Origin of the sequence: Psychrobacter sp. I-STPA6b (assembly GCF_020662265.1) — a bacterium.
Classification (GTDB): domain Bacteria; phylum Pseudomonadota; class Gammaproteobacteria; order Pseudomonadales; family Moraxellaceae; genus Psychrobacter.
In genome coordinates, this window is sequence record NZ_VEWM01000018.1 from 14918 (window position 1) to 41338 (window position 26421).

Genomic DNA, 26421 nt, shown 5'->3' on the forward strand with positions numbered 1-26421 from the left:
TACCTAAGTTTAAGACTAGCTGTTAGTATTACTAGGTATGAATAAAATGGCAAGATATAAATAGTTTAAAACGACATTTAGTGTCGTTTATTATCAGTGCCGTCAATAAATGACAAACCCACCAAACAAACCAGTACCCCACCCACAAACTTAAGCACCCCTGATGACTTAAAATAACCTTCTCCCGTTTTAGAATATTTGGCTTTCATGACTACCCTCACTTCAAAACCCTTAAACTCTGGTCTAATGCCTGTCATGATTTTAGTATCTAATCGATATTTCTTTTTGAGTTCTCTAACCGCTTGCTCACTACCTGAACGTATCTGCCAATGCTGAGCCTCTATTATATGGCAAGCAAGTTTCATAAATTGGGCAAGTAATTGATGCTGAGATTTTTTGATACCAAAATGCAGATAAGAGTTTGAGGTGATATGCTTTTGTTGATAAATACCTACAAACTTTTTAAGATTTTCAGGCTTATCAATAGACATCTGATAAGCCCGTTCCATTGCTACACTAATTAAATCATTAGCTTTATACCCTCGTGGTTTGATGATGAGTTGTTCACTGGTGTTAAGTCGCTTAGCATTTTCAAACAGTTGTTTTGCCTCGGTTCTATCAATACCATGTTTAAAACCAATTTGATCGATATGAGCCTCTCTTTGTTCAGGCTTGATAGCATTTAGCTCCAATAAAAAAGCAATGGCATCATTATATTTTGCATGAATAAAGATTGAGCATTTAATTGAGTTTGAGTCAGATTTTTTCGTAAAGCCAGTCTCACGACTTGATATATGATTCGCAACACCTTTGTTATCTACAAATAGAAGGTAATGGTGAGCTTTAAGCTTTCTAGCAAGATACCCACTAAGACTATTTAAATCTACTGTTTTACTGGTCTTATCATAGGCTGTCTTATCATAGTAATGAACCCGTTGGTAATCAATTCCTGTTATGTTTTGCCACGTAGTTAAAGGTATTGCTAATTTAGCCCGACTAAGTTGTTCCCCAGCAAGTAAATGAGCAGTGTGAATATAATGCTCGAAAGTCGTGTCGCAGGTTAAATGCCCCACAAAACTTGCTAACCCGAACCAAGCTCCTTGAATTTGATGCCGTCCCAACAAATCCTGACAAATCTGCTCAACATCATCAGAGGTATAGTCAGTCATGACATAAGCCAAAGGTGATTTGCTCACCACCAGTGCTAATTGGCTAATAGCTGTATGCCGAAAGCTGTGAAAAGTATAATCATGATTACCTTCTCCAAGCGTAGTATCAAGTAATATTCGAAGTAAATTAGCAAAAAAATGGCTGGGCAACGGAACGTTACCTGTACCCTGCGAGAACAAATAGCTTCTATTTGCACGTTGTTGCCGAGTAATCAGATGTTTTAGAGCATCCAGCTCGTGTGGTTTTAGCAGTGGGTTAATGGGTAGTCTACGTCTGGCACTACTACTTTTTAAACGGCGATAACGATTTGGTGTCAAGACAATGCTTAAGTATTGAGAGTCTTCAATATCGCTTACCTTGATGCCAGCCAATTCATTGAGTCTCATGCCTGTGCGATACGCTAAAGTGATAATGCTATGACACAATTGCTTTTGCTCATCGTCTAAAGACGATTGTTGTATCTGTTCATGCATCGCTCGATACACTTTGGGCGAAATCATATTGGCTTTAACAAGTTGTAAACTGTCTTTACGTCCAAAGGTTAAATCAGGGGCATCATAATCCTCTGGATATCGCTTCTTCTGAAATTCATGGAAGGCGTACAGTCGCCCTTTAATAAAGGTTTTATTTTGTGGTGGATCAGACTCAGCATCAAGAGTTTTAATCTCATCTGTTGCATCAGATTCATGATTTATTAAAGATGCATCATTGTCATTATCTTCTACTTCTAGCGTATCAATTTCATGAATAGTCAGCTCTACATCAGCGTCATCTTGGTTATCTTGATACAAAACACTGTCTTTACGCCCATCACTCCTTTTTTGTTGTAGGATTTGCTCATAAACTTGTGCATAATCATGCGATTGCCATAGGCTTAAGTCTTCATCCATAGTGAGCATCAGCCAGTCTCGCCCAATTGCACCAATATATTTACTGATGGTTTGATTGTTACTTTTACCATCATCTATTAATGATACAGTCCACTCCAACAAACGCATAGCATTGGGCTGTGGAAATACTTTTAGTAATGCTTCAATGTATTCTTTAGCCTTTGGCTTTGATTGCTTCAATGCATCCTGAATACTCTTGATGATATTTTTGCTAAAGGCAGGGTATTGTTTAGGCTCTTTTAATGATTGTAAGCGACTTGTCTGGTATTCAAACAACAAACCCCAGTTAAAATTCACCTCTTGCGAAAGCTTGACATTTATCGTCTCTTGATTGTAGTTGACAAGTTTATTAAAAGGTAATGCTGTTGTTTTAACCTCACCTTGCATCACCATACTCCCTGCCCCATCAATGGCAGACTGTGGAAGGTTACGCCAGTGAAAATTAGCATATTTTATTAAGTGAGATAGATGGGGCTTATTCGGATCTCGTATGGTCAAATCGAACTGATTGTTGAGGTGTTTTATTAATGTCTCAAACTTACTGACTTTTCGTTTATTTAGGTCAATATCTTTTAAAGTATATAAAAACATCAGACTGCTAGTATCTGGTACGTAATTTACGAATCTTGTTAAGAACTTGTTATCATGCGATATACATCCATAACGCTCATCAAAGACTGTAAGTGGTATGACTGCCAATGGCTTATTTTGATTTTCATCATAGTTAAGGTTGATTTGATACAGTGTTCGTTCACCAAATAACCAGTTATACAGAGCTTTTAAGGCATTAATATCATTAAGCCCACCCATCATAATACTGCTGTATAGCAAGTACATCACACATTCATTGGCAGTAAACTTACGTTTTTTTTGCCAAATGGTTAACATCATCGCAAACGACTCACTAACCTTAGTGCCTTGTACAAACCAATCATAGTCAATAGTCAGTTTGTCACGTCCTTCAAGAATCGGTACAACAGGTTCATCAAGCTCACAATCATGTATTTGATTATAGTGACGTACGGCTTGTAAGAATCCTTGGCGAGCAATTCGGTACTGATTAAAACTTGCAAATTTTGTGGCTAACTCATCATCAATCTGTTGATATAGTGCCGTGGTTTGCAATGAATCATTAAATTGATAAGCTTTTAGTTTTGTTAAAGCCATTGCAAAAGCTTGTTTCTGAATTTGCTTTTTTAAAGCTTTTTGTTTTTCAGCACGAGCAATGTGGGCGACATCTACCATTTAGACGACCTCAACCTGTATTAAATTCATTTCCTTGACAATGTTATCAAGCTGAACTTTTAGATGTTTCAGATCTTTCATACTGGCTGATGAAAAGGGATGCATCATTTCTTGCTCAGGGTGCTCATGCCCAAAAACTGCACAAATTAAGGTTTCATCAGCTCGATTAGTAAGTAATGAGCGTAATTGATGCCTGAGCCAATTGTCTTGATGGCGTAAAAACTTACCAAGTAAACTCTGCACTCGGCTGGGTTTATATGCAATAAAGCCTAATGGATTGAAGGTAAAGAAAGTTAACAGCGGTTGTTTTGATTGCAATATATTATCAATTGCTAGAGGATACTGGGCGTATATCATATTGTGTTTGCTAGCAAATCGTTGTAGATATGCCACATAATTTTGTACCGCAGTCACCACAAAGTCAGCTAATGGTATTAGCCGACCCTCTCGGCTGTTATCCTTGTTCGCTTTATCAGAAACCCATAATAAATTCGCAGTAAAGTTAAACTGGTTTAAAAAACCTGGGGCATCGTTGACAGGACGGATGCCCGTGAGTAATTGTAGGACATGCCAAAGCCACAAACCATACGCATTAAACTGTGCAATACTTAGATCAGATTTAAGATCAGGGGCATAATTTGATTGATAATTATACTGCTCGACATGATTCGTGAGCTTCTTAAAAAATTGCTGGCATACCTTAGTATTCAGTACCATGTCACTGCCAATATAAGGTTTGTTACTATTGTAAGATAGATCATAAATAAAGTCTGACTGCTGTTTTTGTGTCAAATTAGCCGACAGTAAGGATATGCCACTTTGATAGGTCTTCATCAAGGATTTTGATGAGATGCTGGTATAATACAAAGGTGCTGAGTGCTTGACGTCCACACCAGTAATCATATCAGCATGTAGTGGCTCACCTAGTTGATGAGTGATGATAAACGCTAAAGCAGATTCAATATGCTGACGAGACAGCAGTGGCAACCTCAAATCTTTTTTTATAGAGGAAATTAAATCATCAACCTCTTGGCTATCAATTTCAAATTTAAAGTTAATAATTGCTTCTAATGTACTGGGCAATGCCAACTTTAAGTTATTGTCAAAGCTTTGCCGATGGTTTTTAAGGGTGTCACGAGTATTAGAGGTCACATCAATAACAACTTTAATAAATACCTCATTGCTGTGATGAGCCAATATACGCCGTTGTCCTTTGGGTAATTGTAGGTCAATGATTAAATCTGTGATTGATCGTCCTGATAACATGGATAATAAGATAACTGTACAACTGCGTTTTTTAGAAAGCTCTAACTCATCTAAGCGTAACCATAACGTAGCAAATACCTGCTGATAACCCATTAAACTCAGTACTCTAGGATTACTGGGGAAGGTAAATTGATTACGCCTACTGTGGCGAGCTTGATTCCTAACTTCCCAGCGTTGCAGTTCCGCGGACTTAGCAGTTTTTTTACTAGGCTTAAACGCATTATCTAATAATTTAGGAGCATCCTCGTCACTTTGAATTTCTGCCAAAGAGACATTGCTTGTATCTGTGATAAGTGGATGCCAAGTGCGAACAGGCGAAGCGTTATTATCTAAGTGAGATAGCATGTTAGTTTGAACTTGCAACTTGTTAGTTTTAGCACGTCCTCGTTGACCACCACCTTTTTTACTGATAAAGTCTAAATCTTTAACAATAACTTCATAAGCCAAACGAATCTGTCCAACTTTATTACCAAGGGCGTTATTTTTACCCTCAGCTTCTTGCTGTTTAATAAAAACTTCATAGGTTTCAAGCTCAGAGAATATTTGATTTAGCGTTGTTACTCTGCCATGTATTTCAATCATTTTTTTTAAAATGACTGCTTGCATGTTACTAGGTTTTAAACCCATTCTCACTCGTACGCCCAGCTGATTAACCTTTTTAAAATGTTGGTCATTTCGAGCAGTTAACAAAAACATGGTCTGTAAATAACCACTCATAAATCGCCATTCGGGAGTATCCAATCCCTCATCTTGCCTAGGATTATCAGATGTGTCATCTATATAATATTGAGTAAATAGTGCCAGCATATAAGACACTGCCCAGACTTCTGTCATACCTTCTGAAGTTGTTTTATTGATGATGTCTTGGCATTGTGAGGATGTGAGCTTATTATGATGATTAATTTTACTTAACGCATCGCCATACATGGCAGTTAAGTTAGACGAGTAATCACTATGCGTGCTAATAAGTTTAGCAATAAAACCCTGTAGCACTTCTGCATGAGGTGAAGTTGGTGGAACAAGTTTGCTTAGTATCCACTGAGCGGTGACTTCCATATCTATATTTCTCTAAGTTTCATTACCCTGAGTCATCATTTTATCCTTAATATCTAGCGTATTTTATTTATCCAGCTCATGTCGTGGGGTAGTCCTAATGGTCTATTCTTAGTTGGTATCAAACGCTGTTGATAATCAAGCTGATGCAATTTGATATTTGCGAAATTAGCATAGTCTTTCTTCTCTAATGATGTTACTTGCATCAGCTCCTTCAAGATACTCGCTGGGCAGTCATTTTTTAAAGTCTTCCAGAGCAGAGCATGGTTAACATCACGCATAAATGCTAATTGTAAGACTTCAGCCCATGCCATCTTTTTCATGTCCCAGTCATTACTAGTACTGATGATAAACGGTTGACGAAGATCTGCTTCAAACTGCATGGCACTACGCATTCGTTCAAACGAGTAGTAATAGTAATAGGTATTTTGGATTTCAATTAAGCGAATTGGTGGTTTGTGATAGTCATCAACCCGAGACAAGTTGATATTTCGATGATCTATTCGGCAATTTAACCATGCTTTATATGCCAATTCAGCAACTTTATGAACGCTGATACAGTGTTTATTAGGAATTAGAAAGCGATGCCGTGATTTCACCTTATCATTCTTTGCCATAACGCACCTTTGAGCTATCAATTGTCTAACTGTTAATAGATTACTTAAGTAAGCATATAAACCGTCGCTCGCCCTTTGCCATGACGTTTAATAAGTTGTAACGTGACCAAACTGTTTAATACATTATATGCTCGAGTTTTTTCCACGCTTAACAACACCATAACATCTTGACGACTTATAGATTCAACTTCTAGAAGCTGAAGCAACACTTTTTGTTGATCCAATTCCAAATGCTGATAATCGTCCGTAATCGTCCGTAATCGTCCGTAATCGTCCGTAATCGTCCGCAAAGCATCATCAGATGGTTCATTTTTTACATCGGCAGACGATTTTTGAGTCAAACTTTGAGCGTAGTCTTGAACATGAGTCACTCGCATCAGCTCAACATTGATAAAATCATTTTTTTCTTCAATAATTGGTGTCGGTAAACCTGCTTGTACGCAGGTATCATGGATGCGATTGATGCCACTGCCCCACTGTTCAATATAGCCAAGAAGCTTAAAGACTCTAGCAATGGCTCGATTGCGAATTTCTGAACGCCCTGCATATAAATCACTGACTGTCAGATTTGGCATCAAACCACCAGCAGAGACGATATTCACCATGTCATCATACACAGCAACTTTAATATTGCGTCCAAAGTTGCTGTAATCACGATGTACATAGGCATTAACTAATGCCTCACGAATGGCAGGTAGAGGTATCTCTAACGTATCTTGACGCTGTAGCCCGTTAATCTCTCCGTTTAGATTGAGATGATTTTGCACAAATATTTGAGCTTGCTCTAACTGAGTGAACAAGTCGTCTGTATACTCTTTGCGGTCTAAAAAGACCTGCATGGTAGAACCCTTAAATCGAGCACATTGCGTGCTGACATGTTCAAAATAGCCAAGCAAAATCAGCAAACCAAAAGTGGGGTATTCTTTATCATCTACTATTGTTAAAAGTTTTAAATTTAGGAGTTTGGCCTTATCTAATAGCAAGCCTGCTGACTCAAACCGCTGTTTAAGGCCTGTGATGTCTAAACTTTTAAAATCCACGTCAAAATAAGGTTGCTCGTCAAAACTGAGGTGCTGACGTTGGCGTTCCAATTCTGCCACATAATAGGCATCTGCCAAACGGTTACTACTACCAATACGAATAAACACTCCATCTGACTTTCCAAGAAACTTTAGATAGTAAGGTATGGATGCACCTCGCCTGACTTCTATTACTAATAAGATTTTACCTTCAAGATTTAACGCATAAATATCAGGATTGATGGTTGGGCTAATTCGCTCAAACAAACTGGCATAAATACGCTCTTCAAGATCTAATATTGATGATTCATCAATACCCAGTAATGAGCCATCATCATCAACACCAATCAGTAAACGCCCACCACTGGTATTAGCAAATGCCACAATGGTTTTGGCAATTTGATCGTATCTCGGCAACTCACGTTTAAACTCTAATGTTTTGCTTTCGCCGGTAGAAATGAGGGCTAGCCAATCCATGTTTTTATCCTATTGCTGGTTACTCAATCCGTCGCTCACAAATAAATACACCCTAAACTTTTAAAGTTATTAGGAATCTCGACTATGATATAAAAATGATTATGTTTAAAAGGAATTGATTATTATTAAGGTATTGTGTAATAAATTAATTATACCTAGATTCGTATTGACTCAAAAGCTACCCTGCAAAAAGGATACCCCTAATCATCCTAGTTATATAAACGATCTAAAATTCGCTCGCTCTATATCTAGTCTAATGATATGAGACATTAACAATCACAATAATGCAATTTTTACTTCTAACGCAATGGGGGAGAACAAAATCATCATAACGATAAAAATATTATGTGTCAAAATTATTATATTTACAGTGACTAAAATATCAAAATATTCTTAAATATTATCAATTAATTGTAACAATATAAGAAAACAAAAAAGCTATATCCCTTTAAAATAAAGGGGTATAGCTTAATATTTCTTTAGGTAAATTTATTACACAACATTGCCAAGGTTGGGGTTTGAGTTTTAGGCACAGCACTAACGAGCTACCATTGACTCATACCGCTATAAACTGGATGATCGTATTTGGTTAAATCATTCACTTGAGCCTATTAATACTACATTATCAATAAATATGTCTCTGTACACTGCTGACGATCAGCTAGTAACGAGCCATAGGAATATCCTATATAGTTTTCTGGACTCTAAATAATAGACTATGTCTATAGTAAAACCTTGTACTTTTGAATAAACAAGCCAAAAATAGATTATTAATAATGAGCAAGCAACATAATAAACGAGTTGCAGAGATAAAAATTTGCTCAAGTTGTTTATAAAAGGATTAGGTTTAAAGTAAATAGAAATTATTTTATTTTTATTTTTTTAACGTATTACAGCAATCAATATATTTATAAATATATATTTCAGATTCAGACACCTCCTCACATGAACAACAAATCCTCCATAATAAAACTTCTGCAAATTTAAATGATATGTTTGAAAGACATCCTTCTGCTCCTAGAAGCCACTGGATGTATTGCCTAGTATGATTTAGGATTAACTATATATGCCATTATCAGCTCATGCTATGAGATAAATCAAAACTATCCATCCATAATGCCTCTGTATAAACAGCTCTACTATCAATAGTTGGATAGTTAGCAAACTCTAGCTTAAAGCTCTCATTATCCAGACATGTCAATGTACACCTTGCCCCGAGTGGAAAACTAAATTTATTAGCAACATGACCAAAGGGCAAACCCATAAAGACTGGTAAATTCGTTACTTTGTGCAACTGCTCCACCACTTCTAATAAATCATAACGTTTGTCATATCCATCCACACCCATCGCACTAAATGCCCCTAATACAATGGCTTGTTGATACTGAAATGCTCCTGCCAAATATAACGAATATAACATCCGCTCTATACGGTACGGCTGCTCACCCACATCCTCCAAAAATACAATGCCACCTTGCGGTTGAGGCAAATAGGGACTACCCACCAGTGCAGATACCACACTAAGATTACCACCCCATATTGTTCCTGTCATTACAGAAGACATGGCTGTAGATTTTGGTAACCTTGACCAAACTCTACCAGAGTTCACAGTGATAGATAAATTGGACTGTGTTAATGCCTGTACAAAATAACGACAGCTCTGTTGATCAGCTTCATCAAGCATCTCCTTTCCAAATTCACCATATAACATAGGTGCTGACAAACTACTCATACCGCCTTGAGCCAATAAAGCACACTGCACAGCTGTTACATCGCTAAAACCTGCCAATATCGTACCATGCTCGTTCATAACTCGACCCAAACTCGCCCAATCTACCAGTGGCAAAACCCGCATCGCTCCATAACCACCACGCAAACCCAGCAACAGTTTTGGTGCCATAACCCCACCTGTAGCAATATTTTGTAAATCACTGGCTCGTTGAGCATCAGTACCTGCAAAACGCAAAAATTGACGTTGCACAATATCAGGGTTAGCAATGTCAAAACCAGCACACATTAACCGTTTTAGTGCAACTTGATTACGCTGTAAATCTGTGCCAACATTTGAGCAGGCAAATAAGCGAGTAGAGATACTTGCAGGATAACATGTCTTGTTCTTTTGCCCTGCGCTGAGCAATGCTGTTTTCTGATATGGCTCTGTTGAGGCAACAGCATCAGACTGCGCTCTACTGGTTAAACTAATACCACTTGCACCACCAATCAACGTTGCAGCCAAACCTTTTAATATTTGTCTTCTCTGATAGTTTGCCATACTTTTATCACTCAATAGTTTATGGTCTATTTAGGTAAAACCTAAGTCATCATATTTATGCCGTTTATATACTGTTAATCGCATCAATCTTCTAACATACCCCAAAAAATTTGCTACTATATTAAATATATTAACATTTAGGTGATGAAATCATGGCAAAAAATGCCCTACAGGCTCAACTACTGAAAGCTGGACTGGTGGACAGCAAAAAAGTAAAAAAACTGAACAAGCAAACACAACATGCCAAGCGTACTGGAAATGCGCCTGATCTTGAAACTAAGAAAGCATTAGCAGAAGCTCAAGCACAAAAAGTAGCCAAAGACCAGTTGCTGAATCAACAAAAGCAACAGTTGCTAGAGCAAAAAATGCTAAAAGCCAATGTCATCCAAATGATTAAGCAACATCAAATTACAGATACACAAGGTGATGTTAACTATCAATTTGTCGATGACACAAAAATAAAAAAAATCGCTGTGACCCAAAAGCTATATGATCAAATCGTTGCTGGTCATGTTGTCATTGCCCGCCTAGAAGAAAGCTACGCACTACTCCCCTACCCACTGGCAGAGCGTATCAATGAAAAAATGCAAGGCTTTATTGTTGTATCGAACGATAAAGCAGATAATGAACCAGCAGAAGATGACCCTTATGCTGCCTATGTCATTCCAGATGACTTGATGTGGTAATATCTAGTTGTAACAATAACAGGTTAGCATCATATGAGATATGGAACATATAATCCGCTTATATTGCTCTGTAGGGTTATTGAGGTTATATGATGGCAAAATGTAAGTCGAGTTTACACATGTTCCAAAACATAGTATATTGAGAATCACTTCATTTTAACTAACAAAAAGGAATATGTAACTATGTCAAATACTGATCCAACTACCAAAATGTCACCTAAAGATATCAATCAGGACCATCTTGATAGTAGTGAGCAACAGCATACTGATGACTCGGCTTTAGAGATGATGAAAGGTATGCACGATCATGAAAGTCATGATGAAGATGACTAAACATCTTGATGCCTTTTTAGCATAAAATAAATATTTGATTTCTATAAGACCTTAAAAATGGTGTATCACATCATATAGCATGTAGCTATCATTGAGGGATACACCATCTTTATTTTATGACTACCTTGTTTTATGACTGCCTTTCAGTATTTTCTTACATTAAAACTGATGATTATCCGTCTTGCTCATTTGCTAACAGCATTTTTTCACTCATCCCCACTGTATTAAAGCCAGCATCTACAAATAAAATCTCACCTGTAATCCCCGATGCCCAAGGTGATAATAAAAATAGAGCTGCATTACCCACTTCCATCTGAGTAATATTGCGCTGTAATGGGGCGATTTTTTCATTCATATCTAGCATCTTACGAAATGACTGAATACCACTGGCAGCTAAAGTACGAATTGGACCTGCAGAGATGGCATTCACACGGATACCTTCTGCACCAAGCGAAGATGCTAAATAACGAACACTGGCTTCTAAACTCGCTTTTGCCATACCCATTACGTTATAGTTTGGTAATACTGAGATACTACCTTCATAGGTTAAAGTCAATAATGAGCCATGTCTTTTTGCAAGCAATGCCCGTGATGCTTTTGCTAAAGCAACAAAGCTATATGCTGAGATGTCATGCGCTATCTGGCTACCTTCTCGTGTGGTTACTTCTGTAAAGTCACCATTAAGCTGATCCATCGGTGCAAAACCAATGGCATGTACAACACCATTGATACCATCACCCCAGTGTGCCTCTACCTCAGCAAAACAAGCTGCGATAGACTCATCTGATGCGACATCACAAGGTAATACCATCTCTGCACCAAACTGCTCAGCCGCCATATCGACGCGTTTTTTTATTTTGTCATTTGGATATGTCAAGATAAGCGATGCACCTTCACGATGTAGTGCTTCAGCGATTGCCCAAGCGATAGACAGTTTGCTAGCGATACCAGTTACTACAAATCGTTGACCTTGTAATAGCATATTATTTCCTATAGTAGAGTGTATTTGTTAAGTTAAAGTATCTATTACTGATATAGAAATAGATACACTAATTTGCTGAGTTTAGTTTACATCTGTATTCTCAGTCAAGTGCGTTATCTCAACATTTATAGAGTTCTTGTATATTTTACTGTTTTTTACACAGACTTTTTACGAAAAATCCTTTACAAATTAAGATTTACCGTTAAGCTATAGCCACGTTTTATTACTCTGATATCTGCCATGTCTGAAAAAACTTTTGCAAATGAATCTATATACCGTCAACTGATTGCTTCTACAGGTGAGAACCTTGAGCGTGAGGGGCTAATAGATACGCCCATTCGTGCCGCCAAAGCATTCGATTATCTCACTCAGGGCTATCAACAAACGCTCGAAGAAGTGACCAATAAAGCCGTATTCCCTTCTGATAATAAAGAGCTGGTACTGATACAAAATATTGAATTCTATTCATTATGTGAGCATCATATGTTGCCATTTCATGGTGTCGCTCATGTGGGCTACTTGCCTGATGGTCAAGTCATTGGCTTATCTAAGGTAGCACGTATTATTGATATGTATGCCAGACGTTTACAAATCCAAGAGAACCTATCACAGCAGGTTGCAGATGCCATCATGGAAGTAACCGCATGTCGTGGTGTCGCTGTTGTGATGGATGCGTCACATATGTGTATGATGATGCGAGGGGTTAATAAACAACACTCAACGACTCGCAGCACTGCCATGATTGGTGAGTTTACAACCAATAACCAAGCTCGTACTGAGTTTTTGGCGGCTGTCCCCAAACGTCAACCTAGCTTTGGTTAATCACAACGGATAGTAGAGCTGTGCTGGTACTCATATTGATTTAACCAATTACAAACTAGCCAGCACTAAGCCCTATCAGTGTATATATGACATGATGATGACTATTATCATTGAAAAGCTGTGTGTACCAGCTTTTTGGTATACTCATGCTGGGGTTGTGTGAAGATGTCATGACTACTGGCAACCTCCACACAGCGCCCTTGTTGTAAGACCATGATACGCTGACATAGTGCCTTTACTACTTTAAGGTCATGGCTAATAAATAAATAGCTAATGCCAAACTGTGCTTGAATCTCACGCAACAGCTTTACGACAGCAATCTGTGTGGTGCTATCTAGCGCTGAAGTCGGCTCATCTAATATCATTAATCGTGGGCGCATCACTAACGCTCGTGCTAGTGCCACTCGCTGTCTCTGTCCCCCTGACAGTTCATGTGGATAGCGATGCACAAAGTCTGCTGGTAGATGCACCGTGGCTAATGCCTCTAATACGGCTTGCTCACGTGTTACTTTATTAACCCCTTGTACCAATAGCCCTTCTTCAATAATTTGCATCACATTAAATCGAGGATTAATACTGGCAAAAGGGTCTTGAAATACCATCTGTACTTGAGTACGGAATTTCCTTAGAGAATTTTTGCTTAGGCTATTTATATCTTTATCGGCAACCTGTATTGCACCATTGACGACTGCCTGAGCGCTTAACAATCGAGAGACAGCAAGTGCTGCTGTGGTTTTTCCTGAGCCAGACTCACCAACGATACCCAGTGCTTCACCCTGCTGTATGTAAATATCAAGTGCGCTTAATACGGTATTCCATTGTGTCACTTGTCCAAAGATGCCTTTTTTTGCTGGAAACTTGACAGACATTTGCTCTACATTCAGCACTGATTCACCAATCTCATTGGCTTGTGCCATCTGCTCAGCCAACACTTTATGCTCTCCAGACTGACTTATTCGGTTATGATGGCTATATTTTTTAATCTCATCCATACTCAATGATGTACCAAAATCCTGCTGCATCAATATACGAGTATACTCAGTTTGAGGTGCATGAAAAATCGTTTCTGTACTACCCTGCTCTATCACTCGACCTTGCTGCATCACAATCAACTGACTGCTATAACGACGTACCAAATTTAAGTCATGGCTGATTAAAATCAATGCCATATCATGCTCACGCTTTAAGCGGTCAAGTAATGACAAAATATCATGCTGTAAAGTCACATCAAGGGCAGTTGTTGGCTCATCGGCAATTAAAACATCAGGGTTTTGTGCCAATGTCATTGCTATCATTACTCGTTGGCGTTGTCCACCTGATAGCTCATGTGGATAACGATTGAGTTTTTCTTCTGGTGCAATAATATTGACATCTTGTAATAGTGCTAGGCTACGTGCATGACGGTGTTTTTTAGCCACACCTGCCAACCTAAGACTCTCATTAAGCTGTTTACCCACCTTATGCAATGGATTTAAAGCAGTCATTGGCTCTTGAAATATCAGACCAATCCTCTGTCCTCGCACTTGTTGCAAATGCTCGTTACGCTGTTTCAACTGTTTTAATGACATGTTAGGATTGCACTGTATTGGCAACTCACCATGACCTGCCAGCTCAACATGACCACTTATGCTTAGGCTATTTGGTAGCAAACCCAATAAAGCCAAACTAGAAATCGACTTACCCGAACCTGACTCACCAACAATAGCAAGCGTCTCACCTTGATGTAGCTCATAAGATAAATCGTCAACTAAAGTCATTGCTGAGCTATGAATAGCGAGATTTTGAACGGATAGTTGTTTTGTCATTGAAGTTACGTTTGTCGAAGTTGTTACGGTTGCAGTCATGATGATGTGCTTTTAGATGGTAATTAGATAGGATAATAGAATAAGTGCATGGTGATAAGGCAAACAGCCAGATATTATCTGATTGTTATCACACTTTTTATCATTCTTCATGTGCTGACAAAAACTGCTCTACTGCCTGAAACTGACCTGCTGTACTATCTTCAGCATACATGGCCTGACGAAACGCATTTGAATTTGGAATCCCTGTGGTATACCAAGCAATGTGTTTACGAGCGATACGACAACCTGAATACTCACCATAAAACGCATAAAGCTCTTGTAAGTGAGCAAGCACAATTTGTTTGATTTCACTGATACTTGGTGGCTCAAGCACCTCACCTGTCTGCAAAAAATGCTGAATATCTCGAAATAGCCAAGGTTGTCCTTGAGCAGCACGTCCTATCATGACCGCATCACAGCCTGTCTGCTCATAGACAGCCATTGCTTTTTGTGGACTATCTATATCACCATTGGCAATCACAGGAATATCGACACTTTCTTTGACTGCTTTAATCAGCTCATAACGAGCGCGACCACCGTACTTATCTTCACGTGTACGACCATGAATGGCGATGGCAGCAATGCCTGCTTCTTGCGCCTTTTTAGCAATGCGGACAATGTTTTCTTCACCATTAACATAGCCTAATCGTGTTTTTAGGGTCACGGGTGCATCCACAGCACTAACAGCAGCATCAAGTAACCGAGCAACCAAGTCCTCATCTTTTAACAATGCCGAACCTGCCAGCTTACGGCACACTTTTTTAACTGGACAGCCCATATTAATATCAATGATTTGCGCACCATTATCAATCTGGTAACGGGCAGCCTCAGCAAGTTTATCTGGCTCAGCACCTGCAATCTGTGCAGAAATTGGCGCAATCTCTCCATCAAAATTGGCACGATACAAAGATTTTTTGCTGGCATACAGGGCAGTATCTGCAATCATCATTTCACTAACGGCATGACCTGCACCAAACGACTTACACAATCGGCGAAAGGGGTTATCTGTAACCCCTGCCATTGGTGCAACCATTAAACGATTTTCGACAGATAACCCACCAATATTTAATGGTGTCAATAAAGGGTGTGATGACACAGTTTTGGTCTCTTAATTTCTATGCTATGCAATATTTGATGTTTGTAGAATACGATGAGGATTCAATAATGATTTTATGACGCAGACATCTGTGCAATCACATCTCGCAACTGCTGTGCTTGCTCTGCCAGTTCATTTTGGTCTGCTTGCTCACTACCATGACGACCCAGCTCATGAATACTAGATGGAATCAAGTGAACATGGTAATGAAATACTGTTTGTCCTGCTTGCGCACCATTAAACTGCATCTGAACGATACCTTCTCTATCAAAGACTTGACGCTGAGCCTGCATCACTTTTTGTGCTGTCATTAATACAGCAGCAGCATATTCAGGCGTCATATCTGCCAAATCTACCGCAGGATGTTTTGGAATGACCAAAACATGACCTTTTGCCTGTGGCATGATGTCCATAAATGCCAATGTTTTTTCATCTTCATACACTTTATGACAAGGTATCTCATTGCGCAGCATTTTGGCAAAGATATTATTATCATCATATACTTGAGTCATGATTATCTCCTTTAATACAGTTCGGTCATATGTTATGGTCTATGCCATCAACTTGATACTTAATATTGTAACATTTCTAAATTCTTAACTTTTATCTTAATTCATTCTTAGATTTAATATCAATCTATCAACAGACCCTAAGCACAATAAAAGTTATTAGAATAGGTTATTTTGGTACTTTAGTATAAAATAAGCCATAAATAAGCACCACAGCGAATGATGATAACACGGTATCATAACTATAATGTGATGATGTTATCATTTTGCCAAGTCACTCAGCCATACTTCGCTACTACTCGCCTACTTGCTTTTTTGGCTGTCTTAACCAAAAATTTGCGCAATACTTATGACCATCGACCCTAAAAAGCCAATAGACCACTTAGAGAATCTTGAGCATATTACCAGCCAGCCAACGGCTCAAAATGATAACCAGCCACTAGATTCTGCAATACCACAAGAAACACTTGCCAACGTGCCAAAAAATGGATTATTACTTAATGAGATAATCAGTGATGATACCTTGATATGGCAAGTCCATAATTGCAAAATTACAAAAAAGCTGGCGAGTCAAACAGAACCAATGCCATTTTTATATCATTATGATACGCTAAGCGATGAGTTAAAAATGGCTTATCCGTTGACACCCAGTCTGCTTGCAAAGTTTAACCAACCCATGCTACCAGCAGAGGCAAATGCGTTACTTGCATTACCAGAGCAGACCATACCCACACCGTGGCAAGTCAAAATCATCGGCACATTGGTCATATTTTGTGAGCCACTGCAAGTGGCGTTGCGTCTCAAATTCACCAATACTGCCAAAAACGCACAAGCCATTTATACATCAGACAAACAGACAGCATGGCTACATGCCATTAAAGACTGGCATCTGTATTCTGATGTTTTTATCCTCAATAAACATTCAACAGCACTTTTTGTTTTGGTCGATGATGCACTTATGGCAATTGAGCCATCAGATGCCTATCAGTGCCTTGCACCTGCACAGACGCTAGCCGTTCAGGCTTTGCTTGAACAGCAAGATAACCTTAAAAATATGCTGTCTGCTGCAATCAAACAACGCTTTGAGTGATATACGCTTTGAATGACATATTGAACAATCCATAACACCATTACAATAGATAACAAACAGATGAATACGGTTAGATATTGTCAATATCATCAGCAATATCTAACACTTACAATGGTAAAAAGGTAAAATATAGGTGATATCTTGTATGGTGTGATGATTGGCAATATAAATTGATAATCTATGACTAACAAGCTACTGACAGGCTTTTGTGTTTGATATTTTATTGTTTTCTAGAATCGTTTTTTAGATTTTTATTAATTAAGGACATCGTATGCAATACCGCTCAAAGACTTCTACGGCTGGTCGCAATATGGCAGGCGCACGTGCGCTTTGGAGAGCGACAGGTATGACAGATAAAGACTTTGATAAACCCATCATCGCCATCGCAAATTCGTTTACCCAGTTTGTTCCCGGACATGTTCACCTAAAAGATATGGGACAGCTAGTCGCTCGAGAAATCGAAGCATGTGGTGGTGTTGCCAAAGAATTTAATACCATTGCAGTGGATGATGGGATTGCTATGGGACACAGTGGTATGCTGTATTCTCTACCTAGCCGTGACCTAATTGCTGATGCGGTCGAGTATATGGTCAATGCTCACTGCGCCGATGCCCTCGTTTGTATTTCAAACTGTGACAAAATCACCCCCGGTATGTTGATGGCTTCTTTACGCCTAAACATTCCTGTTATCTTTGTCTCTGGTGGTCCGATGGAAGCAGGTAAGGTATTAGCCTCTGAGCTTGCACCTAGCCATAATAACCAAGGTCTAGATACCAATAATGATAAATCTGTGCGTAAGCTAGACTTGGTAGATGCCATGATTGACGCGGCTGATGACCGTATCAGTGACGCAGATGTTGCCCATATTGAGCGCTCAGCCTGCCCAACCTGCGGCTCTTGTTCAGGTATGTTTACGGCAAATTCAATGAACTGCCTCACCGAAGCGCTAGGTCTATCTCTACCCGGTAATGGCTCATTATTAGCAACCCATGCCAAACGTCGTGAGTTATTTTTACAAGCTGGACGCACCATTGTTGAGTTGGCAAAACGCCGCTATGAGCAAGACGATACCAGCGTACTACCTCGCTCTATTGCCACCAAAGCTGCATTTGAGAATGCCATGAGTCTTGATATTGCAATGGGCGGCTCAACCAACACCATTTTACACTTGTTGGCCGCCGCTAATGAAGCACAGGTTGATTTTAAAATGGCAGATATTGATAGACTCAGTCGCCGTGTACCTTGCTTATCTAAAGTTGCTCCAGCCACACAAAAATATCATATGGAAGATGTTCACCGTGCTGGTGGTGTTATGGGTATCTTGGCAGAGTTAAACCGTGCTGGTTTATTATCAACGGATGTTCCTACTGTCCACGCGCCCAGTATGCAAGCCGCTTTGGATAAATGGGATATTATGAATCCTGATAATACAGAAGCACGTGCATTATACATTGCAGCCCCTGCAGGTATCCGTACCACACAAGCTTTTTCACAAAATAAAGAATGGTCAAACCTTGATGTCAATCGGGAGTCTGGCTGTATCCGCTCAAAACAACATGCTTACTCACAAGATGGCGGATTGGCTGTCTTATTTGGTAATATTGCTGAACGAGGCTGTGTGGTTAAAACCGCAGGTGTAGACGACAGTATCCTAGTCTTTACTGGACGCGCCAGAGTATTTGAATCTCAAGATGATGCTGTTGAAGCCATCTTAGCAGATAAAGTTGTTGCTGGTGATGTTGTTATCATCCGTTACGAAGGGCCTAAAGGTGGTCCGGGTATGCAAGAGATGCTATACCCTACTTCCTATCTAAAATCCAAAGGTCTGGGTAAGTTATGTGCCTTATTAACAGATGGGCGTTTTTCTGGAGGTACATCTGGACTTTCTATCGGTCATGCCAGCCCTGAAGCGGCTGAAGGCGGTGCAATTGGCTTGGTTGAAGAAGGCGATAGCATTCATATTGATATTCCTAATCGTAGTATTAACTTACAAATCAGTGATGAAGAGCTAAAACGTCGCCATGAGCAAATGCTGGCAAAAGGACGTGACGCATGGAAACCCGTCAGCCGTGACCGTCAGGTAAGCCAAGCTCTACGTGCTTACGCTGCCTTAACAACCAGTGCAGATACAGGGGCTGTTCGTGATGTCAGCCAAGTTGAGCGCTAAGCGTTTAAAGGTGACTCAAAAATTAAACAACACATAGGGTCAACTGTCTGTCACCAAATGACAACTTAAGTTTTTGATTAGTAACGTATTACTGCTAGTCTCTTAAAGCATTTTCTTCTATATTGCGCTATTTCAAAGTAAATAGCGCATTTTTTTGTCCATAAATTCAGTGGTTTACGAGCGACAGCCATGATTGAAAACTATAATACTTTCTTACTTCTATGTGGCATTGCCTGTTTGTTTGGTGCGTTTTATCCACTATTTTTTCGCAAACTTCCCATCTCATTACCGATGTTGTTGGTGCTATTTGGGATAACAATGGGCTATTTTTGGACGACACTACCCGCTCTTAACCCTTTAGAGCATGGTATCCTAATTGAAAAAGTATGTGAGATGGTCGTACTTATTTCATTAGTTGGTGCAGGTATTAAGCTAGATACACCACTGCAATGGCAATACTGGCGGAGTACGGCAAGACTATTATTAATTACAATGCCGATTTGTATTATAGTGATAGCAATGCTGGGATATTACACACTGAGCCTGAGCCTTGGTGCTGCCATTTTATTAGGTGCGGTTTTAGCCCCTACTGACCCTGTTTTGGCAGCCAGTATTCAAGTAGGTCCACCCAATACTGGACAAGAAGACACTTCCAGATTTACCCTAACTTCTGAAGCAGGGCTTAATGATGGGTTAGCCTTTCCATTTGTCTACTTAGCCATCAAAATAACTGAAGCATTAACCGAACCTTCACAATCAACAGAGCAGACAGATTGGTTTGGTCTATTTTTAACATGGCTTGCTGATGATGTTCTTTGGAAGATTGGGGCTGGGCTGGGTGTTGGTATTTTAGTTGGCAAGCTCGTTGCCAAAGTGATTTTTTCCAATAAAGCCAAAGACACCACCATTTCACAAGGTTATAGTGTGATTGCACTGACACTATTGTCATATGGCATGGCAGAATTGATACATAGTTATGGATTTATTGCAGTGTTTGTTGCCGCCTTTACCTTTCGCCGTTTTGAAAATCAGCATCATTATCATGAGCAATTGCATGACTTTGCTGAGCAATCTGAAGGTTTATTGATGTCTCTGGTTTTGGTCACATTTGGTATGGCAATTGGGCAAGCATTTAATGCCAACATTGAGCTGACATGGACGACTTATATCATTGGGTTTATTTGTCTACTATTTGTACGTCCTATTGCGGGTAGAATTGGCTTAGCAGGACTAGACATTTCTAAACAAGATAAGTGGGTCATCTCTAGTCTTGGTATTCGTGGTATTGGCACATTTTATTACTTATCCTATGCACTCAATACACATGCTTTCCATGAAAAAGAAGCGCTTATTTTATGGATTGTCTGTGCGTTTGTGATATTTATTTCCATATTTTTACATGGTATGAGCGCCCCCAGTTTGCTAAAACTGACACAAGATAGCCAACAAAGCTCGTCGTAAACAAAATTCATCTTAAACTTGGCTGGAGAACCTATAGAAAAACCTTCTGTCATTTAGCCAGTCTTTACAAGCAATACAGTATTGCATATAAAAACTGGCTAGCTAAATAATAAAGACTAACCATTTCTTCTTAAAACTAAACAGATGCTGTCAACTCATCCATCTCATCAACCCACTGTAAAACAGCCTCAGTTATTGCAAACTGGCGTATGTCTGTTAACATTGTTGTATCAAAATTATGCACAAAAGACAGTGCTAAGCCTCGGCTAGGCTCACACCATGCCACAGAGCCATTGTAACCCATATGTCCAAAACCCTGACTTACCTCATGACAGACACTAAATAAGCGGTGATAGCCCAAACGCCACTGCATTGATGGCTTACTATAGACCCCATCATAAACCACGGTTGCTGAAGGCATCACAGCATCTGCGCCTCCAACCTCAATTTCAGCCAGCTTTTGTAATGTCTGTGCATCTATCAACGTTTTTCCCTGCCAAACGCCACCTTGTGCCAACATAGCATATATCGTCGCCAAAGCACGTGCAGATGCAACACCATTAGCGGCAGGAATCTGTGCCATTAAGCTGTCTGGATGATAATAATCTAATGGCTCACGTGTATTTGCCACCAATGATTTTTTATAATCACTTTTACTTAAATGTGCGACGTCAAAATATAGCTTATTAATCTGTAAAGTAGTCAATGCCTTATCTGATGCTTGTGGTATATGTTGCTCATCTTTATCTATATATGCTTGCCAACATCTATAACTTGGTAACGCTTGATACTGGGCAAGCCTCTGCTCACTGTCTGCTTTTAGCTTAGGTTTAGTGCTTCTATGTTGCGTATCATAGGCATCAGATGACTCAAAACTTTTGCTTAACTGAGCAACTTGATTTAGCTTAGCTTGAGGAACCCCAAAATATACTGCGTCCGCAATACCTAACGGCTCAGTCAAATACTGACGCAAGGCTTGATTTAAAGGCATCTGACACACTTGCTCAATCAAGCCACCTAATACCCAACCTGATATCAAAGCACTATAAGCACTTTGAGCCTCTTTGGCATCCGCTTGACTCGGCTGCATCAAAGCAACCTTTTCTATCATGTTCTGCCAATTAAGCATATCTAGGCTATTGGTCGTCACCGATGTAATATCAAACAGCCCTGCTTGATGGCTTAACACCTGACGCAAAGTTATTTCTTCCTTACCATGACAACCAAACTGAGACCAATAGTTTGCAATGGGGATATCATAATCTAACAAGTTTTGAGATACCAAAACATGAATCAGCGTCACCAATACACCTTTTCCTGTCGAAAAGTTCAAAGCTAAAGTATCAACACTCCATGCCTGCCCCAAGCGAGCCTGCCCTACTTGAGCAGAAGCCAATGGTTGACCATATTGCCATACCATCACTGCACCACCTGCCGGGGCATCATCCAGTTGTAATGCTGTTAACAACTGTTGCAGTCGACTCTGTAGCTTATGATTATATTTACTATCCATATCCGTACTCATATCTTTATGACTATTAAGTGGATTTGATTGCTGATGATTCATGATTTTATTTTCCATCTTATTTATAAAAGCAACTCAATAAAAATAGCCACTTAAAACAAGTGGCTATTTTTCTAAGTATAAATGGCTACTAAACAACTGGCTACCAAACACTGATAAGCCTATCCTAAACTTATATTAAAACAATCAACACTCAGCAAATAACCGAGCAATGATTCATCACGATAGATTATCGCGGTACAAGTAGGCGCTTATACACCTCTTCTTCCAATGACGCCGATGATAGACCATGCTCTTTGCCTCGCTTCATCGCTGTATCCATCTTGCGACCACGCAACCAGCCCTGACGCAGTGCCACACAAGCCCCTACTCGATTGCCCGTGCTACAGTGCATCAAAATCCGTTGCCCATGATGTTGGCGTAATATCTTATCAAACTCCAACAAATTGACCTGTTTTAAATCCTCAGCACCTGTAATCGGCAAATGACTGTAGCTCATACCATGTGCTTCAACTGCCGATTTTTCATCAAAGGTCAGTTCTGATTCTGGCTGAAAATTAATCACATGCTCTACACCCGAAGCTGCAATATGAGCGATTTGCTCTGGGCTTAAAGCCCCTGTTACGACGGTTTGTTCATCAGGGAAAAACACAGGACTAAGTACAGACTGTAAATCCACTTCTTCACCTGTTGCCACATCTTCTGACTTATTATGAGCATCTTTTGATAACTGCGACTCATGGGACATATCAGACATAACTTCCTTTTTTTATTACTTTTATCATATAAGTGATAGGATTAACTTATGATATCAATAAAGCTAAAAAAGCAAATATTGCTACCAATTATCACACCTTTTATAACCTATCTATTTATAAGCCTTCTACTGCAACAATTTCACCCAAGAGATGTGGCTTGTCATTTTTTACACTGTATAAGTTAAAGAAAGTCTCATTATCAGCACTTAGCTCACTAGGATTTTGGGCAATCAACTCAACCTCAGCAGGCAACAAGATTGGTAGTTTAAATGAAACATTGGCTTGATAGGCATCTGGTAGATTTTTTAACTTTGATAAGCATTTTGCTTTTGACCACATACCATGTGCAATGGCTTTCGGGAAGCCAAACGCACGCGCTGATAGAGGATGCAAATGAATCAAATTAAAATCTCCAGAAACAAACGCATAACGGCGACCGATATCTTCTGGTGCTTCAAAGACAGCCTTAATACCATTTTCTGGGACTTGTGGTTTTGTACTTACTGTTTTTGGACGACTGCTCGATTTTTTGCCTTTCTTTGAACGGCTGCGTGACAAGTAGGTCGATGTACCTTCCCAAATCTTATCCTCGCCAGCATGTACAGTTGTTACAAAATCAAACTGCTGTCCTTTATCATGGTCACGTAAGTTATCAAAACTCACTGCCAGCTTAACAACTTCTGTATCCATAATCGGACGATATTGGGTCACTGAGTTTTCGACATGCACCAGCCCAAGCATCGCAAATGGAAATGGCTCTTTGACCATCATATTCATTTGCAAAGCCTGTGATAGCACAGCAAAATAGGTAATTGGTACAAGTCCATTATCGTCAAAGCCACAAATTTTACGATAGTCATCAAGATTATCTTGGTCTATCTGTAACGAATCTACCGTATAAGTCGCCTGTGGCAGTTGATCTTTAGAAACTTTATTATTTTCACCAATTGGTAAAAGACTCTTAATAATATTCGCATATGTTGTATGCGGTTTTGGTAACGCGGTAAAATGTTGATCTGACATAAAAATTCCTATTAAACTGGTTAAAGCTCATTATATGATTGCCAGTTAGTTTGATCGCATGTATCCATTCATGACATTTATTTGATAGTACAATATTAGGCTCTGTTGAACTTTCACCACGTTAGGTTAATATCTACAAGGGATACAGTTATTTTTTACTTTCATGTAAAAATTGGCTAAATTTTTCCTATTTCTTCTATAAAGATGAATGTTCCATAGAGCCTAGCACTTCATCACAGCTCAGTGCTGTTTTCTTAACTACGATATAATATACCGAGAAAGCACCAAAAATCATAGCCAAAATCAATAAAAAGTCGCCATACGACGACTTTTTATCTGGCATTTGATTCAGTCTATAAGTTTGGCATCTAGTATTATAAAAACATTTATAAAAACATCACAGCCAGTAGGGACTTTATTAACATTCATCGTACAAATCACCTACTTTTAGATATGATGATAAATACAGACTTATGCACCAAGTAGACTTTGTCCACATACACGCACAATGTTGCCATTTAGTCCACCAGATGCTGGCGTGGCTAACCATGCAATCGTCTCTGCCACATCAATAGGTAGACCACCTTGGCTCATTGAATTCATACGACGACCAGCTTCACGTACAGCCAACGGAATGGCTGCCGTCATTTGTGTCTCAATAAACCCAGGGGCAACTGCATTAATGGTCTGATGACTATCTGCTAACTGTTTGGCAGTTGCTTCTACCAAGCCAATAACACCTGCTTTTGAAGTAGCATAGTTAGTCTGTCCCAAGTTACCTGCAATGCCTGAAATCGAAGACACACACACAATACGAGCATGTTCATTTAACACATCATGGTCAAATAGGTATTGGTTGACTTTTGCAATACTTGCCAAGTTAATATTGATAACCATATTCCACTGTTTCTCATCCATTTTTGCCAGTGTCTTATCACGAGTCACACCAGCATTATGGATAATGGCATCTAAACCACCACGTTTTTTTGCTGCTTCCGCAATCTTTTCACCTGCATCATCTGCGGTGATATCAACCAATAAGGTAGAGCCACTAATCTGCCCTGCTACTTGCTGCAAATCTGCCTGTTGCTGAGGTACATCTAAACAAATAACATGCGCCCCTTCACGAGCCAATACTCGGGCAATTGCTTCACCAATACCACGACTTGCGCCCGTAACCATCACCGTTGTACCTGCCAATGGCTGCGTCCAATCAACATCCACAGATTCACCCGTACCGATGCGTACCACTTGTCCTGAAACATAGGCTGAGCGTGCAGAAGTAAAGAAGCGTAAAGTTGAATCTAAGTTCGCTTCAGCACCCTGCTCTACATAGATAAGCTGAGCGGTAATACCACGTTTAAACTCTTTACCAACAGAGCGTACAAATCCTTCTAACGAGCGTTGTACTGTTGCATATTCAATGGTGTCGCATGACTCAGGTGGACGACCAACGACAATCACACGTCCTGATGCAGCTACTTGTCGTGCCACAGGGTGGAAAAACTCATAAAGCTGCTCTAGCTCATCTGTTGTCTTAATATTACTGGCATCAAAAAGCAGAACTTTATATTTTTCATCATGACCAGTCGCAGACTTTGTTTCCACACCTGCTTCTGCCAATACTTTTTGCACATCTTCAGCATCTGAAGCATACACTTCAGCATGAACATCTACCAAGATACGAGCAATAGATTGACTCAAACTTTGGTCTGTACCTGAAGCAGCACCAAATAGCACTGAGCCACGAACCAATTTCTGACCCAACTCAAAGCGGTCTAACACGGCTGGCAACGGCAACCCAAGATTCTTTGCAATTTTATTACCTACAGGTGACTGAACAAACGTTCCATAACGGTCTGACATAATTTTCTCCAACAAAAATAAAAAAGGTTTATAGTGAAGTATAGTCAACTAAGATCAATTTCAATAGACTCTTAATGACAGTAGCGTTCTTGAATTTTCTTTATGATACCTGTATATGATAACTACTATCAGGTGTATAAGTATAACAGACCCAACATCAGCTGCACACATAGGGATACCATGACATCAATATAACTACGATAGACAAACAAGATGTTAACTTTGCAAACATTGTTATTATATCAAGGTA

At 39.5% G+C, this 26421-nt stretch carries 20 protein-coding genes; 7 read left to right on the forward strand and 13 right to left on the reverse strand.

Annotation, left to right across the window (positions count from 1 at the left end; all coding sequences use genetic code 11):
- Positions 1-77: 77 nt before the first annotated feature.
- The 5 genes from FHK88_RS02895 to FHK88_RS02915 all read right to left on the reverse strand — a co-directional run bounded on the left by FHK88_RS02895 (position 78) and on the right by FHK88_RS02915 (position 10009).
- Positions 78-3305, reverse strand: a complete 3228-nt coding sequence (locus FHK88_RS02895) for a tyrosine-type recombinase/integrase (RefSeq protein ID WP_227429290.1) — start codon at positions 3303-3305, stop codon at positions 78-80.
- Positions 3306-5627, reverse strand: coding sequence for a hypothetical protein (locus FHK88_RS02900; RefSeq protein ID WP_227429291.1), 2322 nt, complete (start codon positions 5625-5627; stop codon positions 3306-3308). It lies immediately after the preceding gene.
- Positions 5628-5680: 53 nt separating this feature from the next.
- Positions 5681-6241 carry a hypothetical protein gene (locus FHK88_RS02905; RefSeq protein ID WP_227429292.1) on the reverse strand — a complete coding sequence of 187 codons (561 nt, stop codon included), beginning with the start codon at positions 6239-6241 and terminating at the stop codon, positions 5681-5683.
- A gap of 44 nt (positions 6242-6285) precedes the next feature.
- The gene (locus FHK88_RS02910; protein ID WP_227429293.1) at positions 6286-7737 is read right to left on the reverse strand and encodes an RNA-binding domain-containing protein; all 1452 of its coding nucleotides are present in this window, start codon (positions 7735-7737) and stop codon (positions 6286-6288) included.
- Positions 7738-8812: 1075 nt separating this feature from the next.
- On the reverse strand, positions 8813-10009 hold the full coding sequence (locus FHK88_RS02915; protein ID WP_227429294.1) for an LD-carboxypeptidase: 1197 nt from the start codon (positions 10007-10009) through the stop codon (positions 8813-8815).
- Between the two features lie 152 nt (positions 10010-10161).
- Here FHK88_RS02915 and FHK88_RS02920 point away from each other — a divergent pair, with 152 nt between their 5' ends.
- Both FHK88_RS02920 and FHK88_RS02925 read left to right on the forward strand, forming a co-directional pair.
- Positions 10162-10695: a DUF2058 domain-containing protein gene (locus tag FHK88_RS02920; protein WP_227429295.1), complete on the forward strand. Its 534-nt coding sequence runs from the start codon at positions 10162-10164 to the stop codon at positions 10693-10695.
- Positions 10696-10878: 183 nt separating this feature from the next.
- Positions 10879-11028: a hypothetical protein gene (locus tag FHK88_RS02925; RefSeq protein WP_227429296.1), complete on the forward strand. Its 150-nt coding sequence runs from the start codon at positions 10879-10881 to the stop codon at positions 11026-11028.
- Positions 11029-11200: 172 nt separating this feature from the next.
- Here FHK88_RS02925 and FHK88_RS02930 read toward each other — a convergent pair whose 3' ends face one another.
- Positions 11201-12010, reverse strand: a complete 810-nt coding sequence (locus FHK88_RS02930; protein ID WP_227429297.1) for an enoyl-ACP reductase — start codon at positions 12008-12010, stop codon at positions 11201-11203.
- A 240-nt stretch (positions 12011-12250) separates the two neighbouring features.
- Here FHK88_RS02930 and folE point away from each other — a divergent pair, with 240 nt between their 5' ends.
- Positions 12251-12832, forward strand: a complete 582-nt coding sequence (gene folE / locus FHK88_RS02935) for a GTP cyclohydrolase I FolE (RefSeq protein ID WP_227429298.1) — start codon at positions 12251-12253, stop codon at positions 12830-12832.
- A 107-nt stretch (positions 12833-12939) separates the two neighbouring features.
- Here folE and FHK88_RS02940 read toward each other — a convergent pair whose 3' ends face one another.
- From FHK88_RS02940 to FHK88_RS02950, 3 genes are all read right to left on the reverse strand, one after another.
- Complete coding sequence (locus tag FHK88_RS02940) at positions 12940-14676, reverse strand: dipeptide ABC transporter ATP-binding protein (protein WP_227429299.1); 1737 nt, start codon at positions 14674-14676, stop codon at positions 12940-12942.
- A gap of 100 nt (positions 14677-14776) precedes the next feature.
- Positions 14777-15772, reverse strand: coding sequence for a tRNA dihydrouridine synthase DusB (dusB, locus tag FHK88_RS02945; protein ID WP_227429300.1), 996 nt, complete (start codon positions 15770-15772; stop codon positions 14777-14779).
- Between the two features lie 74 nt (positions 15773-15846).
- Complete coding sequence (locus FHK88_RS02950; protein ID WP_227429301.1) at positions 15847-16284, reverse strand: HIT family protein; 438 nt, start codon at positions 16282-16284, stop codon at positions 15847-15849.
- 216 nt (positions 16285-16500) lie between these two features.
- Here FHK88_RS02950 and FHK88_RS02955 point away from each other — a divergent pair, with 216 nt between their 5' ends.
- The 4 genes from FHK88_RS02955 to FHK88_RS02970 all read left to right on the forward strand — a co-directional run bounded on the left by FHK88_RS02955 (position 16501) and on the right by FHK88_RS02970 (position 20999).
- Positions 16501-16647, forward strand: a complete 147-nt coding sequence (locus FHK88_RS02955) for a hypothetical protein (protein WP_227429302.1) — start codon at positions 16501-16503, stop codon at positions 16645-16647.
- A complete protein-coding gene (locus tag FHK88_RS02960; RefSeq protein ID WP_227429303.1) occupies positions 16631-17371 on the forward strand; it encodes a hypothetical protein in 741 nt (246 codons plus the stop codon). The genes FHK88_RS02955 and FHK88_RS02960 overlap by 17 nt, the downstream gene beginning before the upstream one ends.
- Positions 17372-17642: 271 nt before the next feature.
- Positions 17643-19538, forward strand: a complete 1896-nt coding sequence (gene ilvD, locus FHK88_RS02965) for a dihydroxy-acid dehydratase (protein WP_227429304.1) — start codon at positions 17643-17645, stop codon at positions 19536-19538.
- 189 nt (positions 19539-19727) lie between these two features.
- Entirely contained in the window at positions 19728-20999 is a 1272-nt protein-coding gene (locus FHK88_RS02970) for a cation:proton antiporter (RefSeq protein ID WP_227429305.1), read from the forward strand.
- 136 nt (positions 21000-21135) lie between these two features.
- On the opposite strand, the gene FHK88_RS02975 is transcribed toward FHK88_RS02970, so the two are convergent.
- The 4 genes from FHK88_RS02975 to FHK88_RS02990 all read right to left on the reverse strand — a co-directional run bounded on the left by FHK88_RS02975 (position 21136) and on the right by FHK88_RS02990 (position 26171).
- Positions 21136-22512 carry a serine hydrolase domain-containing protein gene (locus FHK88_RS02975; protein ID WP_227429318.1) on the reverse strand — a complete coding sequence of 459 codons (1377 nt, stop codon included), beginning with the start codon at positions 22510-22512 and terminating at the stop codon, positions 21136-21138.
- A 241-nt stretch (positions 22513-22753) separates the two neighbouring features.
- Entirely contained in the window at positions 22754-23281 is a 528-nt protein-coding gene (locus tag FHK88_RS02980) for a beta-lactamase hydrolase domain-containing protein (protein WP_319800145.1), read from the reverse strand.
- A 115-nt stretch (positions 23282-23396) separates the two neighbouring features.
- On the reverse strand, positions 23397-24305 hold the full coding sequence (locus FHK88_RS02985; protein WP_227429306.1) for a MaoC family dehydratase: 909 nt from the start codon (positions 24303-24305) through the stop codon (positions 23397-23399).
- Between the two features lie 471 nt (positions 24306-24776).
- Positions 24777-26171: a 3-oxoacyl-ACP reductase gene (locus tag FHK88_RS02990; protein WP_227429307.1), complete on the reverse strand. Its 1395-nt coding sequence runs from the start codon at positions 26169-26171 to the stop codon at positions 24777-24779.
- Between the last annotated feature and the right edge of the window lie 250 nt (positions 26172-26421).

Excerpts from the sequence above, each read along its gene's own strand:
- FHK88_RS02975 (WP_227429318.1), bottom strand. The coding sequence starts at position 22,512 with ATGGATAGTAAATATAATCATAAGCTACAGAGTCGACTGCAACAGTTG.
- FHK88_RS02980 (WP_319800145.1), bottom strand. The coding sequence starts at position 23,281 with ATGTCTGATATGTCCCATGAGTCGCAGTTATCAAAAGATGCTCATAAT.
- FHK88_RS02985 (WP_227429306.1), bottom strand. The coding sequence starts at position 24,305 with ATGTCAGATCAACATTTTACCGCGTTACCAAAACCGCATACAACATAT.
- FHK88_RS02915 (WP_227429294.1), bottom strand. The coding sequence starts at position 10,009 with ATGGCAAACTATCAGAGAAGACAAATATTAAAAGGTTTGGCTGCAACG.
- FHK88_RS02955 (WP_227429302.1), top strand. The coding sequence starts at position 16,501 with ATGATGATAACACGGTATCATAACTATAATGTGATGATGTTATCATTT.
- FHK88_RS02905 (WP_227429292.1), bottom strand. The coding sequence starts at position 6,241 with ATGGCAAAGAATGATAAGGTGAAATCACGGCATCGCTTTCTAATTCCT.
- FHK88_RS02920 (WP_227429295.1), top strand. The coding sequence starts at position 10,162 with ATGGCAAAAAATGCCCTACAGGCTCAACTACTGAAAGCTGGACTGGTG.
- FHK88_RS02925 (WP_227429296.1), top strand. The coding sequence starts at position 10,879 with ATGTCAAATACTGATCCAACTACCAAAATGTCACCTAAAGATATCAAT.
- FHK88_RS02960 (WP_227429303.1), top strand. The coding sequence starts at position 16,631 with ATGACCATCGACCCTAAAAAGCCAATAGACCACTTAGAGAATCTTGAG.
- FHK88_RS02900 (WP_227429291.1), bottom strand. The coding sequence starts at position 5,627 with ATGGAAGTCACCGCTCAGTGGATACTAAGCAAACTTGTTCCACCAACT.
- FHK88_RS02930 (WP_227429297.1), bottom strand. The coding sequence starts at position 12,010 with ATGCTATTACAAGGTCAACGATTTGTAGTAACTGGTATCGCTAGCAAA.
- FHK88_RS02910 (WP_227429293.1), bottom strand. The coding sequence starts at position 7,737 with ATGGATTGGCTAGCCCTCATTTCTACCGGCGAAAGCAAAACATTAGAG.
- FHK88_RS02940 (WP_227429299.1), bottom strand. The coding sequence starts at position 14,676 with ATGACTGCAACCGTAACAACTTCGACAAACGTAACTTCAATGACAAAA.
- FHK88_RS02950 (WP_227429301.1), bottom strand. The coding sequence starts at position 16,284 with ATGACTCAAGTATATGATGATAATAATATCTTTGCCAAAATGCTGCGC.
- folE (WP_227429298.1), top strand. The coding sequence starts at position 12,251 with ATGTCTGAAAAAACTTTTGCAAATGAATCTATATACCGTCAACTGATT.
- FHK88_RS02990 (WP_227429307.1), bottom strand. The coding sequence starts at position 26,171 with ATGTCAGACCGTTATGGAACGTTTGTTCAGTCACCTGTAGGTAATAAA.
- FHK88_RS02970 (WP_227429305.1), top strand. The coding sequence starts at position 19,728 with ATGATTGAAAACTATAATACTTTCTTACTTCTATGTGGCATTGCCTGT.
- ilvD (WP_227429304.1), top strand. The coding sequence starts at position 17,643 with ATGCAATACCGCTCAAAGACTTCTACGGCTGGTCGCAATATGGCAGGC.
- FHK88_RS02895 (WP_227429290.1), bottom strand. The coding sequence starts at position 3,305 with ATGGTAGATGTCGCCCACATTGCTCGTGCTGAAAAACAAAAAGCTTTA.